At 75.5% G+C, this 15090-nt stretch carries 15 protein-coding genes and 1 riboswitch; of the genes, 8 read left to right on the top strand and 7 right to left on the bottom strand.

All coding sequences use genetic code 11. The annotated features are described in order from the left end of the window. Positions 1–14 precede the first annotated feature (14 nt). The 4 genes from pknB to thiO form a co-directional block, all read right to left on the bottom strand. Complete coding sequence (gene pknB, locus ABT093_RS21930) at positions 15–1805, bottom strand: Stk1 family PASTA domain-containing Ser/Thr kinase (protein WP_350566907.1); 1791 nt, start codon at positions 1803–1805, stop codon at positions 15–17. Between the two features lie 139 nt (positions 1806–1944). Further along, positions 1945–2742: a thiazole synthase gene (locus ABT093_RS21925; RefSeq protein ID WP_350566713.1), complete on the bottom strand. Its 798-nt coding sequence runs from the start codon at positions 2740–2742 to the stop codon at positions 1945–1947. A gap of 3 nt (positions 2743–2745) precedes the next feature. Then, complete coding sequence (gene thiS / locus ABT093_RS21920) at positions 2746–2964, bottom strand: sulfur carrier protein ThiS (RefSeq protein WP_350566711.1); 219 nt, start codon at positions 2962–2964, stop codon at positions 2746–2748. Further along, positions 2961–4124, bottom strand: a complete 1164-nt coding sequence (gene thiO / locus ABT093_RS21915; RefSeq protein WP_350566709.1) for a glycine oxidase ThiO — start codon at positions 4122–4124, stop codon at positions 2961–2963. Before thiO ends, thiS begins: the two co-directional genes overlap by 4 nt. Next, positions 4115–4228: riboswitch (TPP riboswitch) on the bottom strand. It overlaps the preceding gene by 10 nt. A 113-nt stretch (positions 4229–4341) precedes the next feature. Here thiO and ABT093_RS21910 point away from each other — a divergent pair. From ABT093_RS21910 to thiE, 3 genes are read left to right on the top strand one after another with little or no spacing between them, the layout of a single operon-like run. Continuing rightward, positions 4342–5571, top strand: coding sequence for an NAD(P)/FAD-dependent oxidoreductase (locus ABT093_RS21910; protein ID WP_502884279.1), 1230 nt, complete (start codon positions 4342–4344; stop codon positions 5569–5571). 48 nt (positions 5572–5619) lie between these two features. Further along, positions 5620–5985 (top strand): Rv2175c family DNA-binding protein, encoded by a 366-nt coding sequence (locus tag ABT093_RS21905; RefSeq protein WP_350566705.1) that lies wholly within the window; start codon positions 5620–5622, stop codon positions 5983–5985. Then, on the top strand, positions 5982–6656 hold the full coding sequence (gene thiE, locus ABT093_RS21900; protein ID WP_350566703.1) for a thiamine phosphate synthase: 675 nt from the start codon (positions 5982–5984) through the stop codon (positions 6654–6656). Before ABT093_RS21905 ends, thiE begins: the two co-directional genes overlap by 4 nt. Positions 6657–6699: 43 nt before the next feature. Here the strand turns inward: thiE and ABT093_RS21895 are convergent, their stop codons facing one another. Further along, positions 6700–7806 carry a polyprenyl synthetase family protein gene (locus tag ABT093_RS21895; RefSeq protein WP_350566701.1) on the bottom strand — a complete coding sequence of 369 codons (1107 nt, stop codon included), beginning with the start codon at positions 7804–7806 and terminating at the stop codon, positions 6700–6702. A 241-nt stretch (positions 7807–8047) separates the two neighbouring features. On the opposite strand from ABT093_RS21895, the gene metF reads away from it, so the two are divergent. After that, the gene (gene metF, locus ABT093_RS21890; RefSeq protein ID WP_350566699.1) at positions 8048–8962 is read left to right on the top strand and encodes a methylenetetrahydrofolate reductase [NAD(P)H]; all 915 of its coding nucleotides are present in this window, start codon (positions 8048–8050) and stop codon (positions 8960–8962) included. 144 nt (positions 8963–9106) lie between these two features. Further along, positions 9107–9964 carry a hypothetical protein gene (locus ABT093_RS21885; RefSeq protein ID WP_350566697.1) on the top strand — a complete coding sequence of 286 codons (858 nt, stop codon included), beginning with the start codon at positions 9107–9109 and terminating at the stop codon, positions 9962–9964. Positions 9965–10120: 156 nt separating this feature from the next. Here the strand turns inward: ABT093_RS21885 and ABT093_RS21880 are convergent, their stop codons facing one another. Beyond that, a complete protein-coding gene (locus tag ABT093_RS21880) occupies positions 10121–11626 on the bottom strand; it encodes a phytoene desaturase family protein (protein WP_350566695.1) in 1506 nt (501 codons plus the stop codon). A 25-nt stretch (positions 11627–11651) separates the two neighbouring features. Beyond that, positions 11652–12284 carry a DUF4126 domain-containing protein gene (locus ABT093_RS21875; RefSeq protein WP_350566693.1) on the bottom strand — a complete coding sequence of 211 codons (633 nt, stop codon included), beginning with the start codon at positions 12282–12284 and terminating at the stop codon, positions 11652–11654. A 480-nt stretch (positions 12285–12764) separates the two neighbouring features. On the opposite strand from ABT093_RS21875, the gene ABT093_RS21870 reads away from it, so the two are divergent. From ABT093_RS21870 to ABT093_RS21860, 3 genes are all read left to right on the top strand, one after another. Then, a complete protein-coding gene (locus ABT093_RS21870) occupies positions 12765–13349 on the top strand; it encodes an SAV_6107 family HEPN domain-containing protein (protein WP_350566691.1) in 585 nt (194 codons plus the stop codon). 89 nt (positions 13350–13438) lie between these two features. Beyond that, on the top strand, positions 13439–14191 hold the full coding sequence (locus tag ABT093_RS21865) for a methyltransferase domain-containing protein (RefSeq protein WP_350566689.1): 753 nt from the start codon (positions 13439–13441) through the stop codon (positions 14189–14191). Between the two features lie 429 nt (positions 14192–14620). Next, the gene (locus ABT093_RS21860; RefSeq protein ID WP_350566687.1) at positions 14621–15010 is read left to right on the top strand and encodes an SCO2097 family morphological protein; all 390 of its coding nucleotides are present in this window, start codon (positions 14621–14623) and stop codon (positions 15008–15010) included. Positions 15011–15090 lie beyond the last annotated feature (80 nt).

The following is a 15090-nucleotide window of genomic DNA, read 5'->3' as shown; positions in this document are numbered from 1 at the left end:
CGGGCCGGGCGCGCCTAGAGGAACGGCAGGGTGACCGTGACCACGGAGCGCTGCGGACGGCGCTCGCCGGCCGCCGGGGACTGGCCGGTCACCTTGCCGGTGCCGAACAGGTTGACCCCGCTGCTCTGCATGGTGAAACCGGCCGCCTGGAGCGCCTTCTCCGCGGCCTCCTTGGACATCCCGGTGACGTCCGGGACCGGCACCATGCCCTTGCTGACCACCAGCGCGACCGGTGTGTTCTCCGCGACCTGCTGCCCGGCCGCCGGTGAGCTGCTGATCACCGAGCCCTCGGGGACGGAGTCGTTGTAGGTCTCGGTCACCGTGCCGGCCGCCAGCTGCGCCCCGGTCAGTGCCGAGGCGGCCTGGGCGGACGGGCGGCCGACCACGTCGGGGACGGCGATCCGCTTGGGCCCGCGCGAGACGGTGAGGGTGACGGCGTCGCTCTTCCTGGTCCGGGTGCCCACGCCGGGGTCGGCCGCCATCACCTGGCCGGCCGGGACGGACTCGCTGTACGCCTCGGAGACCCGCCCGTGCATGCCGGCGGCGTCCAGGATCCGCTCCGCCTCGCGGCGGTCCTTGCCGAGCACGCCCGGCACCGTGCCGTACACCGCGCCGGAGATCGCGAACGTCGCCCCGCCGACCAGCAGCACCAGGGCGGTGACCACGGCCGCCCAGATCAGCGGCCCGCGCGGCAGCCGGCGGGCGGCGGAGCGGGCGCGCGGGGCCCGCCGGGCGCGGGGCGCGCGCTCCGGCGGCGGCTCGTCGTACGGGCGCGGCTCGGTGAGCAGCTGGTCCATGACGTCCGGCGGCACGTCCAGCACGCTGGTGCGCTCGACCGGGGGCGCGGGCATCAGCACCGGGGTGAGCACCGAGGTCGCCTCGCCGGTGGGGTACTGCGGGCTGGGGCGGGTGGAGGCGGGCGGTTCGGCGTCCAGCTGGGCCGGGGTGAGCCGGGGGCGGACCCGCTGCAGGGCGGCGAGCAGTTCCACCGCGTCGAACGGACGGTCCGCGCGCTCCCGGGCGCAGGCGCCCGCCACTATGGCGTCCAGCTCGGGCACCACGCCGGGGACGGTCGCGGACGGCGCCGGGACGTCCTCGTGCAGGTGGCGGTACATCACCTGGACGGGGTTCTCGCCGGTGTGCGGGCGCGAGCCGGTGAGCATCTCGTACAGCAGGATGCCGGCCGCGTAGACGTCCACCCGCTGGTCGGTCTCGGCGCCCGGGCGGATCTGCTCGGGCGCGAGGTAGGAGACGGTGCCGAGCACGGTGCCGGCCGTCGCGGTGGTGGAGGTGGTGGCGCCGTCGGCGGCGTTCAGCACCCGGACCAGACCGAAGTCGGCGACCTTGACCAGGCCGTCGTCGGTGATCAGGACGTTCTCCGGCTTGACGTCGCGGTGCACCAGGCCGGCCCGGTGGGCGGCGCCGAGCGCGGCGAGTACCGGTTCCAGGATGTCCAGGGCGGCCCGGATGGACAGCGCGCCGCGGTCGCGCAGCAGGTCGCGCAGGGTGCCGCCGGGCACGTACTCCATGGCGAGGAAGACGGTCCCGCCGTCGGCGCCCTGGTCGAAGACGTTGACGACGTTGGGGTGGGCGAGCCGGGCGACGGCCTTGGCCTCGCGGATGAAGCGGGTGGTGAACGCGGTGTCCCCGGCCAGCGAGGGGTGCATCACCTTGAGCGCCACGACCCGGTCGAGCCGGGTGTCGGTGCCCCGGTAGACGGTGGACATCCCGCCCGCGGCGATCCGCCGCTCGACCCGGTACCGGCCGTCGAGCAGGGTACCGATCAGGGGGTCGCGCAGTGCCATGTCCACCCGGCGAGTCTAGGGCGTGGCCGTGCGCGGGCCCCGGGGGACACCGCCCCCGGGGCCGCTCTGTGCCCGGTTTGTGACACCGGGCCGATGATCGCAGGAACGATCCGGAATGCGGCCCGCCCACGGGGCCCGCTCAGAAGGCGGGGTGCTCGCGGGTGTCCAGGTCGGCGCGGCCGGCCATCGCGGAGGAGGCCTCGGCGTGGAACCGGCGCGGGATCCGGCCCGCCCGGTGGGCGAGGCGGCCGGCCTCGGCGGCGTGCCGCATCGCGTCGGCCATCAGCACCGGGTCCTGGGCGCGGGTGACGGCCGAGGCCAGCATCACCGCGGCGCAGCCCAGCTCCATCGCCAGCGCGACGTCCGAGGCGGTGCCGGCGCCGGCGTCCAGGATCACCGGGACGCCCGCGCTCTCCACGATCAGCTGGAAGTTGTGCGGGTTGCGGATGCCGAGACCGGAGCCGATCGGCGAGCCCAGCGGCATGATCGCCGCGCAGCCGACGTCCTCCAGCTTGCGGGCGAGCACCGGGTCGTCGTTGGTGTACGGCAGCACCGTGAAACCGTCGTCGACCAGGGTCTCGGCGGCGTCCAGCAGCTCGATCGGGTCCGGCAGGAGGGTCCGCTCGTCGGCGATCACCTCCAGCTTCACCCAGTCCGTGCCGAGCGCCTCGCGGGCCAGCCGGGCGGTCAGCACGGCCTCGCCGGCGGTGAAGCAGCCGGCCGTGTTGGGCAGCACGCGGATGCTGTTGCGGCTCAGCACGTCGAGCACCGAGCCCTGGGTGGTGGCGTTCACCCGGCGCATCGCCACGGTGGTCAGCTCGGTGCCGGACACCTGGAGCGCCTGCTCCAGGACCTCCAGGCTCGGGGCGCCGCCGGTGCCCATGATCAGCCGGGAGGAGAAGGACGTCCCGGCGATGGTGAGAAGGTCGTCGGCCATCGGTCAGCCCCCCTGCACGGCGGTGAGGATCTCGATCCGGTCGCCCGCCGACAGCGGGGTGCGCGACCACTCGGTGCGCGGCACCACGGCCTCGTTGAGGGCGGCGGCGACGCCGGAGTGCGCCTGGCTGAGGGTGGCGACCACCTCGGCGAGGGTGGTCGAGGCGGGCACCTCGCGGGGCTCGCCGTTGACGCTCAGGGGGATGTCGGTGCGGGGGCTCATGCCGGGACCTTCGTGAATCGGGTGGGGGCGAACGGGCGGGCGAGCTCCGGCAGGGTGCCGGTGGCCAGGTACTCGGCCACCAGGTCGCCGGTGACGGGCGTCAGCAGGACGCCGTTGCGGTAGTGGCCGGTCGCGGCGACCAGGCCGGGCAGCGCGGTCGGGCCGAGCAGCGGCGCGTTGTCCGGCGAGCCGGGGCGCAGCCCGGCGCCGGTCTCCACCAGCGGCAGCTCGGTGATGCCGGGGACCAGCTCGTGCGCGTCGCGCAGCAGCTCGTACACCCCGCCGGCGGTGACCGTGGTGTCGTGGCCCTGCTCCTCGGTCGTCGCGCCGACCACCAGCTCGCCGTTCTCGCGCGGCACCAGGTAGAGGTGGCCGCCGCGCACGACGGCGCGCACGTTGCGGGACAGGAACGGCCGGTAGGCCCCGGGCACCCGCAGCCGCAGGACCTGGCCCTTGACCGGGCGGATCGCCGGCAGCACGCCCGGGGGCAGGCCGGGCAGCAGGTGGCTGCGCGAGCCGGCCGCGAGCACCACCCGCTCGGCGGTGACGCTCCCGCCGGTGGCCAGCCGGGCGCCGGTCGCGCGGTCGTTCCCGACCAGCAGCTCGGTGACCTCGGAGCGGTGCAGCACCGCGCCCGCCCGCTCGCAGGCCTCCACCAGAGCCGCGGCCAGCCGGCGGCCGTCCACCTGGTGGTCGTCGGTGACGTGCAGGCCGCCGCGCACGCCCGGGGCGAGCATCGGCTCCAGCCGGCGGGCCTCGCGGCCGGTGAGCCACTGCGAGTCCAGCCCGAGCCGCCGGTGGAAGGCGTGCAGCTCGCGCAGTTCCTCGCGGTCGTCGGAGTCGAGGGCGACGGCGATCGTGCCGCACTGCCGGTAGCCGGTGTCCAGGCCGCCGCTCGCCTCGGTGAGCTCGGCGGCGAAGGCCGCGTACCGCTCGTTGGAGGCCATGCCGAGGCGCAGCAGCGGCTCCTCGCCGTACTGCAGTTCGGTGACCGGGGCGAGCATGCCCGCCGCCACCTGGGCGGCGCCGCCGCCGGGCCTGGGGTCGGCCACGGCCACGCGCAGTCCGCGCTGGGCCGCCCGCCAGGCGACCACGAGTCCGATGATCCCACCGCCGATGACCAGCACATCGGCGTGGGCGCCCGGTGCCGAGCGTGTCAAAGCTGCTCTCCCTTCGCCGGTATGACCCGGATCAGGTTCGGACGGTCGCAGGCCGTGCCAGCCCGCCTCTCAGCCCGGTCCGCCGGGCTCCCGTGATGGTGCCCCCACCTTAACTCCGGGCGCCGCGCCCCCTGAAGGTGCCCGGACGGGGGCGGCCCGGGGCCCGGGGGCGGCCTAGGTCCAGGGGCCCGGGACCGGGCTCAGTACAGTGACGGGCGTGGCTGAACTGAGCGGAACGGGACGGACGGACCGGGTGGTCGTGGTCGGCGCCGGGCTGGCCGGGGCGCAGTGCGCCGCGGTGCTGCGGCGCGACGGCTGGCAGGGGCGGATCACACTGGTCGGCGAGGAACCGCACGCGCCGTACGACCGGCCGCCGCTCTCCAAGGACGTCCTGCTCGGCAAGACCGACAGCACCGCCCTCGACCTCGACTTCGCGCAGCTCGGCGTCGAGCTGCTCACCGGCCGCCGCGCCACCGGCCTCACCCCCGGCGGCCCCGGCGGCGCGGGCGTGCTGCACACCGACGCCGGGGACGAGCCGTACGGCACGCTGGTGATCGCCACCGGCGCCGAGCCCCGCGCGCTGCCCGGCGCCGAGCGCGCCCACCTGCTGCACACCCTGGACGACGCGCTCGCGCTGCGCGCCCTGCTCCGCCCGGGCCTGCGCCTGGTGCTGGTGGGCGCGGGCTGGATCGGCGCCGAGGTGGCCACCGCCGCCCGGGCGGCCGGCTGCGAGGTGACCGTGGTCGAGGCCGGCCCGGCGCCCGTCCCCGGCGCGCTGCCCACCGCGATCGGCCGGGCGATGGCCGCCTGGTACGCCGAGGCCGGGGTGGAGCTGCGCTGCGGCACCGGCGTCGCCGCCGTCGAGCCGGGCGCGGTGCTGCTCGCCGACGGCTCGCACCTGCCCGCGGACGAGGTGGTGGTCGGCATCGGCGCCCGCCCTGCCACCGGCTGGCTGGCCGGCACCGGGGTCGCCCTGGACGCGGCCGGCGCGGTCCTGGTCGACGAGCGGCTGCGCACCACCGTGCCGGGCGTGCTCGCGGCCGGCGACTGCGTCGGCTACCCCTCGGCCCGCTCCGGCAGCCGGCTGACCGTCCAGCACTGGGACCACGCGCTGCAGTCCGGCGAGGCGGTCGCCGCCACCGTGCTGGGGACGGACACGCAGCCGTACGACCCGGTGCAGTACTTCTGGTCCGAGCAGTTCGGGCGGATGGTGCAGTACGCCGGCCGGCACGGCGAGGGCGACGAGCTGCTGTGGCGCGGCGCGCCGGGCGACGCCGACTGGTCGGTGCTCTGGCTGCGCGACGGCGCCCTGCGCGCGCTGCTCGCGGTCGACCGGCCGCGCGACCTCACCCAGGGCCGGCGGCTGATCGAGCGCGGCGCGGTGCTCGACGCGGCCCGCGCCGCCGACCCCGCCGTCCCGCTGAAGGCGGCCGTCGCCGCCGGGTAGCGGACCCGATTGGTGCGCGGCGGGCCGCCGAGGTGGCAGTCTGGTGGCGTGAGTGAGATCGAAGCCAAGATTGAAGACCTGGTCCCCGCGTGGCTGTACCTCCCCGACATCTCCGAGAAGTGGGGCCTGGTGGTCACCGAGGTCCGCAACATGGTCAAGAAGGGTGACCTGATCGCCGTCCGCCGCGGCCCCAACAAGTCGCTGCAGGTCCCGGCGGCGTTCATCGACGAGACCGGCCCGGTGAAGCACCTGGTCGGCACGCTGACGGTGCTGCGCGACAGCGGGTTCAGCGACGAGGAGATCCTCGAGTGGATGTTCACCGAGGACCCGTCGCTGCCCGGCACCCCCATCCAGGCGCTGCAGGAGAACCGGGCCACCGAGGTCAAGCGCCGCGCCCAGGCGATGGCGCTGTGACCGACCCGGCCACGACCGCGCCGGCCGTGACCGACCGGCGGGCCCGGCTCGCCGACGCCCGGCTCTACCTGTGCACCGACGCCCGGCGCGAGCGCGGCGACCTCGCCGCGTTCCTGGACGCCGCGCTGGCCGGCGGCGTGGACATCGTCCAGCTCCGGGACAAGGGCCTGGAGGCCAGGCAGGAGCTGGCGGCGCTGGAGGTCTTCGCCGACGCCTGCCGCCGGCACGGCAAGCTGCTCGCCGTCAACGACCGCGCGGACGTCGCCCACGCGGCCGGCCCGGACGTGCTGCACCTGGGCCAGGACGACCTTCCGGTGCCCGCCGCCCGGGCGATCATCGGCGAGGACGTGCTGATCGGGCGCTCCTGCCACGCCGAGTCGGAGGTGGACGCGGCCGCCGCCGAGCCCGGCGTCGACTACTTCTGCACCGGCCCGGTCTGGCCGACCCCGACCAAGCCGGGCCGGCCCGCGCCGGGCCTGGGCCTGGTCGAGTACGCGGCGAAGCTGGGGACCGGGCGGCCGTGGTTCGCCATCGGCGGCATCGACCTCGGCAACCTGGACGAGGTGCTGGCCGCCGGCGCCCGCCGGGTCGTGGTGGTCCGGGCCATCACCGCCGCGGACGACCCGGGGGCCGCGGCCGCCGAGTTCGCCCGCCGGCTGCGCGCGCTCTGAGCGAACGGGGCCGCCGCCGTCCGTCCTGGCCCGTGCGAACGGGTCAGTACTTGCGGACGGTGGCGGCCTCGGCCAGTGCCAGCAGCGTCCCGCGGGCCCGGGCGTCCGCCAGCGGGGCCGCCTCCAGCGCGGCCAGCGCCTGGCGCAGCAGCACCTCGATCCGCTGTTCCACCCGCTCCGGCGCGCCGCTGCGGGCCACCAGGTCACGCAGCCCGGCGACCTCGCCGGGGGTGAGGTCCGGCGCGCCCAGCCGCTCGTCCAGGTGCCGCGCCTCGGCGGCCGGCAGACCCCGCATGGCGTGCGCGACCAGCAGCGTCCGCTTGCCCTCGCGCAGGTCGTCGCCGGCCGGCTTGCCGGTGACCGCCGGGTCGCCGAACACGCCGAGCAGGTCGTCCCGCAGCTGGAACGCCTCGCCCAGCGGCAGGCCGAACGCCCCGTACGCCTCCACCAGCCGGGGCGGGGCGCCCGCCAGCAGCGCGCCCACCTGGAGCGGCCGCTCGATGGTGTACTTGGCCGACTTGTAGTGCAGGACGGTCTGCGCCCGCTCCAGCGCGCCGTGGTCGGTGGAGTCCCCGGCCACCGGCTCCAGGACGTCCAGGTACTGGCCGACCATGACCTCGGTGCGCATCAGGTCGAACATCGGCTTGGCGGCCAGCACCGCCGCCGGGTCCAGGCCGGAGTTCAGGAACAGCTCGTCGCACCAGATCAGCAGCAGGTCGCCGAGCAGCACCGCCGCCGAGGCGCCGTACTGCTCGCGGTCGCCGCGCCAGCCGCGCTCGCGGTGCATCGCCTCGAAGCGGCGGTGCACCGAGGGCAGGCCGCGGCGGGTGTCGCTGCGGTCCATGAGGTCGTCGTGGACGAGCGCGCTGGCCTGCAGCAGCTCCAGGGCCGCCGCCGCCCGGGCGATCCCCTCGCCGGCCGCCGGGCCGCCGGCCCCCCGCCAGCCCCAGTAGCAGAACGCCGGGCGCAGCCGCTTGCCGCCGTCCAGCAGGAAGTCGCGCAGCGCCTCGGTGACCGGCTCCAACTGGGGCGAGACCTTGCTGAGCAGGGCCGACTGGCCGTCCATGAAGCCGACGAGGGCGGCGTTGACGCGCTCGCGCACGTCCTCCACGTCAATCGGGTTGGCCGGCCGGTGGCTGGACGAGGTCACGATGGGGCTCCGGAGGTAGCTGGGGTGCAGCAAGCGTATCCGGGGCGGCGGGGAACAGCCGTACGGACGAGCTCCGGGTGGGCCCTCGGACTCCTGTTCGTCCGTTCGCCCCGCCCGGAGCGGGCGCCGTCCACCCGGAGTCCCGCCACGGTCCATCCGGAGTCCACCGGGCATCCATCCGGCGTCTCACGGACTGGGACCGAGTTGTTCGCGCCCTTGCGCCGACGGCTAACCTGCCATCATGGCACTCGGTATCGCTTCGACCAGACCGGACCGCGCGCAGACGGTCCGCGACCTCCTGGCGGCCGGAAAGCGGTCCTTCTCCTTCGAGTTCATGCCGCCGCGCAGCGAGGCCGGGGAGCAGAAGCTCTGGGACGCCATCCGGCGGCTCGAACCGCTCGACCCCAACTTCGTCTGCATGACGTACGGCGCCGGCGGCACCTCGCGCGAGCGCACCGTGAACATGGTCGGGCGGATCGCCACCGAGACCACGCTCACCCCGGTGGCCCACCTGACCGCCGTCGACCACTCGGTCGCCGAGCTGCGCAACATCATCGGCCAGTACGCCGACCAGGGCGTGCGCAACGTCCTCGCGGTGCGGGGCGACCCGCCCGGCGACCCGATGGGCGAGTGGGTCAGCCACCCGCAGGGCGTCACCTACGCGTACGAGCTGGTCGAGCTGATCAAGGGCATCGGCGACTTCTGCGTCGGCGTGGCGGCCTCGCCCAACATGCACCCGCGCTCGACCGACTGGGACGACGACATCCGCCACTTCGTGGCGAAGGTCCGCTCCGGCGCCGACTACGCGATCACCCAGATGTTCTTCGAGGTCGACGACTACCTGCGGCTGCGCGACCGGGTGGTGGCCGCCGGCTGCGAGACGCCGATCATCCCGGAGATCATGCCGGTCACCAACGCCAAGCAGCTGGAGCGCTTCCCGCAGCTGAGCGGCTCGGCCTTCCCGCCGGACCTGGAGGCCAGGCTGCGGGCGGTGGTCGACGACCCGGCGGCGCTGCGCGCGGTCGGCATGGAGCACGCCACCGCGATGTCCGAGCGGCTGCTGGCGGAGGGCGTCCCCGGGCTGCACTTCATCACGCTGAACCACTCGACGGCGACCCTGGAGATCTACCAGAACCTCGGCCTGCACCAGCGTTGAGCTGCGGCGCGTCCCGTCCGCCGGGGCCGCCGCGGCGGTTGGTCCGGCGGACGGGAACGCGATGCGGTACCCGGGCCGTTGAACCGGTACAGTCGCCGCACACGCGCGGCGGGCGCGGGCACGCGACTGGAGGTAGCGGGCGGGATGGGCATCGGATACCTGCTGCTGTACGCCGCGTTGGCGGTGGTGGCGCTTTGGCTGGTCGCCGAGCTGCTGTTCCAGAACCGGGCTCCGCTGCACTGGCGCGGACTCGCCCTGGCCGGCTTCCTCGCGGTGGCCGGCGGGATGGTGGTCGGCTCCGTGCCGGTGATCGGCGGGGGCGCGGCGATGTTCGCGCTCGGGCAGACCTTCGTGACGCTGTCGGTGAAGCGCGGGTACGCGGCCGGGTGGTCGCTGCGGGCGGCGGACGGGAGCCTGCCCGGGCCGCTCGCCAAGGTGCCGCTGCTGGGCGCGCTCACCGGTGGGGGAGCGGTGGCCGCGGCGGTGGTCGCGGTGAAGCAGGTCGGCGAGGTCGGCGCCGTGGAGGAGGCTCCGGCCGCCGGGGTGCCGGACGAGGAGACGGCCGTCGAGCAGACCGCCGCGTTCGAGATGCAGGAGCTGGCCGCCGACGGCGTGTACGCGCCGGCGTACTACGAGCAGCAGCAGACCGAGGTGCTCCAGGCCGTCCCGCAGCAGGACGCCTACTACGACCCGGCGCAGCAGCAGCAGTACAGCTACGACCAGCAGCAGCAGTGGCAGCAGCAGCAGTACGGCTACGACCAGGGCTACGGCGGCTACCCGCAGCAGGAGCAGTACGGCACCTACCAGCAGCAGCCCGACCCCTACGGCGGCTACCAGCAGCAGCCCACGCCCCAGTACGGCTACGACCAGCAGCAGCAGTGGCAGCAGCAGCCCGAGCAGCCCGACCAGCCCGACCAGCCCGTCAACGGCATCCCCCAGCAGCCCCAGTACGACCAGTACGGCTACCAGCAGCAGCACCCCACCTGGCAGCAACAGCCCTGACCCCGAGCCGTCCCGCCCCGGACGCCGCGCCCTGAGAGCAGGAAGCCGGCCGGTCCGACTTCCTGCTCCGCGTGTGGGGGTGGTGCGTGGCGGCGCGGTCAGCTGTGTGCGATGACGCTCCGTGTCGCGGGCCGACTTTCCGGTCCGGGCCGGGGGTCAGGCGGGGCCGATGAGGTTGGCGACGATGCAGGCGGACATGCCGACGCGGGCGAGGCCGCCGCCGGGGTGGGCGGCGCCGCCGGTGAGGTAGAGGCCGGGGTGGTCCGCGTTGGGGGCCTGGAGGAGGGCGCCGTCGAGGCCGGCCAGGGCCGGGGGCGGGACGGAGCCGAAGAAGGAGCCGGTCTCGCGCTCGGTGTGCTCGGGGGTGCGGACCACGCGCCAGAGCAGCCGCTCGCGCAGGTTCAGGCCGGCCGCGTCGACGTGGTCGAGCATCCGGTCGGCGAAGGCGTCCGCGACGCCGGGGGCGCCCCAGTCCAGGTCCAGGGACGGCGTGGTCGCGGTCAGCACCACGGCCTCGTGCCCCTCCGGGTGCAGCGACGGGTCGTCCGGCCGCAGCACCTGTACGGTCGGCCGGTCGGTCAGGGGGGCGCCCGGGTCGAAGACGCCCGCCAGCTCGGCGGCCGGGTCGCCGGCGTGCACCACCGTGCGGTGCGCCGTGTCCTGCGGACGTGCGCCACGCAGTGCGAGCAGCACGCTGACCCGCCCCGGCACGCCGTGCAGCCGCTCGGCGGCGGCGGGCCACTCGTCCGAGCTCTCGGCCGCGCTCATCCACTGGGTGTGCAGCACCCGGGCGTCGATCGAGGAGACCACCGCGTCGGCGTCGATCCGGTCGCCCTTGGTCTGCACCCCGCACACCCGCCCGTCGCGGACGATCACCTTGGCGACCGGCGTCTCGAAGCGGAACTCCACCTTGCGCTGCTCGCAGCGCCGGTACACCGCGTCGGCCAGCGCGCGCAGGCCGCCCCTGACGTACCAGACGCCGAAGGACTGCTCCATGTACGGCAGCACGGTCGCCCCGGCGGGGGTGGTGCGCGGGTCGAGACCGAACCGCAGCGCGTGCTCGTGCAGCAGGGCGGTCAGCCCCGGGTGCCCGCCGAGCTGTTCGGCTGCGACGTCGGTGAGCGTCCACTGGCGCGGGCCGCGCCGCCGGCCGAACAGGCCGCGCCGGGCCGGGGCGGGCACGGGGTAGGGATCATCGTGCAGCGGCGACGGGTCGGCGGGCAGCGGCTCCTCCAGCAGCGGGCGGCGGGTGGCCTCCCAGACCGTACGGCCGTGGTTGAGCACACCGGCCCACTGCTCGCCCGCGCCCGGGCCGAAGGCCCCGTCGAGGGCCTGGATCACGCCGCCCCGCGAGGCGTTGGGCAGCGAGACGGCCGTGCCGTCGGGGAACAGGTGCCGGCTCTCCGGGTCGACCGGGCCCAGCTCGACCAGCTGTTCCAGCGGCTCGCGCCCGGTCTTCAGCGCGAGGTCGCGGTAGACGGCGGGCAGCGTGAGCAGCCCGGGGCCGGTGTCGAAGGCGAAGCCGTCGCGCTCGTAACGGCCGACCATGCCGCCGTAGGTGCCGCGTGCTTCGCAGACCGTCACCTTGTGCCCGAGGGTCGCCAGCCGGGAAGCCGCCGCGAGCCCGCTCATACCTGCGCCGATGATGACGATCCGTGCCATGGTCCCGATCCTAGATCCGCCGGGTTCATCCTCCGGCCAGTGGCTGCCCGGCCGAGGTCTCGCCGGCCCGGGCCGCGCGGGCCGCCCGGCGCTCGCGGCGGCGGGCGCGGAAGGCGCGGATCCGGTTGATCGCGAACCACACCAGCAGGATGCCGATCAGCAGCAGGACGGTGGCGATCGAGGCGGCCAGCCACGGGTGGAAGATCGCCAGCGTGACCAGCCCGGCCACCGAGACGTCCTCGGCCAGCGAGACCGCGATGTTGCTGGCCGGCTCGGGCGAGGTGTTGACCGCCATCCGCAGCGAGGCCTTCACCAGATGGCTGACCAGCGCCGTCGTGCCGCCCATCGCGCCCGCCGCGACCTCGCCCAGCGAGCCCGGGTCGGTGGAGGCGATCAGCGCGCCGACGGTCGCGCCCGCGACCGGCCGGATCACCGTGTGGGCGACGTCCCAGACGCTGTCCACGTACGGGATCTTGTCGGCCACCGCCTCCAGCAGGAACAGCGCGGCGGCCGCCAGCAGCACGTCGGTGCGCTCCAGGGCCGCCGGCACCGAGTCGGCCCCGGCGAACCGGCCCAGCAGACCGAGCAGCAGCACCACCGCGTAGGCGTTGATCCCGCTGGCCAGTCCGCTGGTGAAGATCAGCGGGACGATCGTCATCCGTCTCCCCGTCCGTTTCCTGCTCGTGGTCCCCGCCGGATTCGGCCCGGCTCGCCGTACCGTACCCGGACGCCGGCGGCGGGAGCGGCGGTTCCCGGTCCCGGTCGTCTGAGTACGGATACTCAGACGGCCGGTTGAGTACCGGCGCGGATGTCCCGCGGCCCGCGCGGACGCCACAGTGGTGGGCACCGGGACGGCGGCGCGTCGGGCGCCCCGCCCCGGCGCCGGTCAGGGCGGCCGCGCACCGCCGGCACGGGGCGGCGGAGCGGGGCCCCGGGGGGACCGGCGACTCCGGGGGGACCGGGCGTACCGAAGCGCCGTCCGTGGGGGGCGGCGCTTCGGCCGCCGGGCGGGACCGGCCGGAAGTGAGCGGTCGGGAGGGGTCCGGGACCACCGCCCGGCCCGATTGTCAGTGGTGCCGTTCACCATGGAGGGGCACGGACCACCCGGACCGTGCGCTGCCTCGGAACGGGGGAGACCATGACCGTCAGCCGTCCTGAGCCCGTCACCGCCCGCCTCCACTCCGCCGCCCACCGACCGGGGAGCGCGCCGCGCTCCTCCGCCCACCGGCCGTCCGCCGGCGCCGACGTGCACCCGGTGCTGCGCCGGGCCGCCGCCCCGCCCGCCGCGCTGGACCTGCTCGCCGAGGCCCACCGCACCCTCACCCGGGCCCGCTCGCTGGAGGACCCGCTGGAGCGGTACGCCGCCGCGCACCTCGCGGCGCTGCGCAGCGTCGCGGCGGTGCTCGCCGTGCGCGGGCGCCCGGAGAAGAGCGAACGGCGCCGCCGGGCGATCCGCAGCGCCTGGGAGGTCCTGCCCGAGGTGGCGCCCGAGCTCGCCGAGTGGGCGCCGTACTTCGCGGCGGGCGCGCGCCGCCGGGCGGCCGCCGAGGCGGGCATCCGGGGCGCGGCCTCGGCCCGCGACGCGGACGACCTGGTCCGCAACTCGGCCCTGTTCCTCCGCCTGGTCGAGCGCCTGCTCGGCCTGCACGCGGCCCCGCCCGCCCCGCGGCTCCCGCTGGACGGCCTGGACGGGCAGCAGGGGGAGGCACGCGTGGCCGGGTGAGCGCGGGGGCGGCCGAGCGGGGGCCGGGGTGCAGAGGGCCTAAGGTGGAGACAACCTGATCGACACTGCACGTGCCAAGGAGTTCCGCCTTGTACCCGACGCGTCCCCGCAGCGCCCTGCGTACCGCCGTGGTGTGGGAGGTGGTGCGCGCCGCCCTGGAGAAGCGGGTGGCCGAGCTGGACCAGCCGGTGCTCGACGTGGTCGACACCGGCGGCGGCACCGGCAACTTCGCCGTGCCGGTGGCCCGGCTGGGCCACCGGGTCACCGTGGTCGACCCGAGCCCGGACGCGCTGTTCGCGCTGGAGCGGCGGGCCGCCGAGGCCGGCGTGACCGACCTGGTCCGCGCCGTGCAGGGCGACACCCAGACGCTCCCCGAGCTGGTCGCGCCCGGCACCGTCGACGCGGTGCTCTGCCACGGCGTGCTGGAGGTCGTCGACGACCCGGCCGAGGCGCTCCGCAGCCTGGCCGGCACCCTGCGCCGGGGCGGTTTCGTGAGCCTGCTGGCCGCCAACCGCAACGGCGCCGTGCTCGCCCGCGCGCTCGGCGGTCACTTCGACGACGCCCGCGCGGTACTGGGCGCCGCCGACGGCCGCTGGGGCGCGAACGACCCGATGCCGCGCCGCTTCACCGGCGAGGAGCTGGACCGGCTGGCGGCCGGCGCCGGTCTGCGGGTGGAGTCGGTGCACGGCGTGCGGGTCTTCGCCGACCTGGTGCCGGGCGTCCTGGTGGACACCGAGCCGGGCGCGCTGGACGCGCTGCTGAAGCTGGAGGAGGCCGCCGCCGGGCAGCCGGCCTTCCACGCGGTGGCGACCCAGCTCCACCTGCTGGCCACCCTGGGCTGACCGGCCGGCCACCGCCGTTCGCCGGCCGACCTCCGGCCGTTCGCCGACGGAATTCCCGCCGTTCGCCGGCGCACCGTCGGCGCGTCTTCCACTCGTCTCCCCGCCTTCTCCTCGGGATCTCCCCAGGTCCGGGCCGATTCCAACGGATCGGGCACTTGTCCGCACCCCTCCGCGTTGAGGAGGGTGCGGCGAGGAGCCGCCGAAGTGGCCGGGCCCACGCGTGGTCGACCACTCCGCGAAGGGCCCGTGGACCGTATGATCTGGGTAAAGCCGGAAAGCATGACCGCCGGACGCTCGGGGCATATGGACGACACGGGCCCGGGCCCCCGCACAGGCGTCCGACCGCGTGTTCTGAAGGCTGATTGGACTTGCCACCCCGACCGGGGCGGCGGACCGGTCGCACCGGCGACCGACGAGTAGGAGGACTCCGTGCCGCTCTCGGAGCACGAGCAGCGACTGCTCGACCAGATGGAGCGAGCGCTGTATGCCGAAGATCCCAAATTCGCGTCGGCGCTTGAGGGAACCGGTCTGCGCACCTACACCCGTCGACGGGTCTATCTGGCCATCGGCGGCTTCGTGGTCGGCATCGGCCTGTTGATGGGCGGCATGGTCGTCGACCAGATCTGGGTCAGTGTGGTGGGCTTCCTGGTGATGCTCGGGTGCGCAGTCTTCGCCGTGACGGGCTGGCGCCGCGGGCCCGCGGGCCAGGCGCAGCGTGCCAGTGGTCCGGCCGCCGCGCCCCGCCGCAAGGCCGGGATGATGGACCGGGTCGAGCAGCGCTGGCAGCGCCGGCGGGACGAGCAGACCGGCGGATTCTGAGACCTCCCGCCCGTACCGGCGGACGGTACGGACGCGACGAGGGCGGGCAGTCGAGCGACTGCCCGCCCTCGTCGCGGGCG

This window comes from Kitasatospora sp. NPDC002551 (assembly GCF_040296005.1).
Lineage (GTDB): Bacteria > Actinomycetota > Actinomycetes > Streptomycetales > Streptomycetaceae > Kitasatospora.
The sequence above is the reverse complement of the archived record's forward strand: the minus strand, read 5'-3'. Positions and strand labels throughout refer to the sequence as shown.

Bases quoted from the DNA above. Each gene is read 5' to 3' on its own strand.
- pknB (WP_350566907.1), bottom strand. From the start codon at position 1,805: ATGGCACTGCGCGACCCCCTGATCGGTACCCTGCTCGACGGCCGGTAC.
- ABT093_RS21925 (WP_350566713.1), bottom strand. From the start codon at position 2,742: ATGGCCGACGACCTTCTCACCATCGCCGGGACGTCCTTCTCCTCCCGG.
- thiS (WP_350566711.1), bottom strand. From the start codon at position 2,964: ATGAGCCCCCGCACCGACATCCCCCTGAGCGTCAACGGCGAGCCCCGC.
- metF (WP_350566699.1), top strand. From the start codon at position 8,048: ATGGCACTCGGTATCGCTTCGACCAGACCGGACCGCGCGCAGACGGTC.
- ABT093_RS21885 (WP_350566697.1), top strand. From the start codon at position 9,107: ATGGGCATCGGATACCTGCTGCTGTACGCCGCGTTGGCGGTGGTGGCG.
- ABT093_RS21880 (WP_350566695.1), bottom strand. From the start codon at position 11,626: ATGGCACGGATCGTCATCATCGGCGCAGGTATGAGCGGGCTCGCGGCG.
- ABT093_RS21875 (WP_350566693.1), bottom strand. From the start codon at position 12,284: ATGACGATCGTCCCGCTGATCTTCACCAGCGGACTGGCCAGCGGGATC.
- ABT093_RS21870 (WP_350566691.1), top strand. From the start codon at position 12,765: ATGACCGTCAGCCGTCCTGAGCCCGTCACCGCCCGCCTCCACTCCGCC.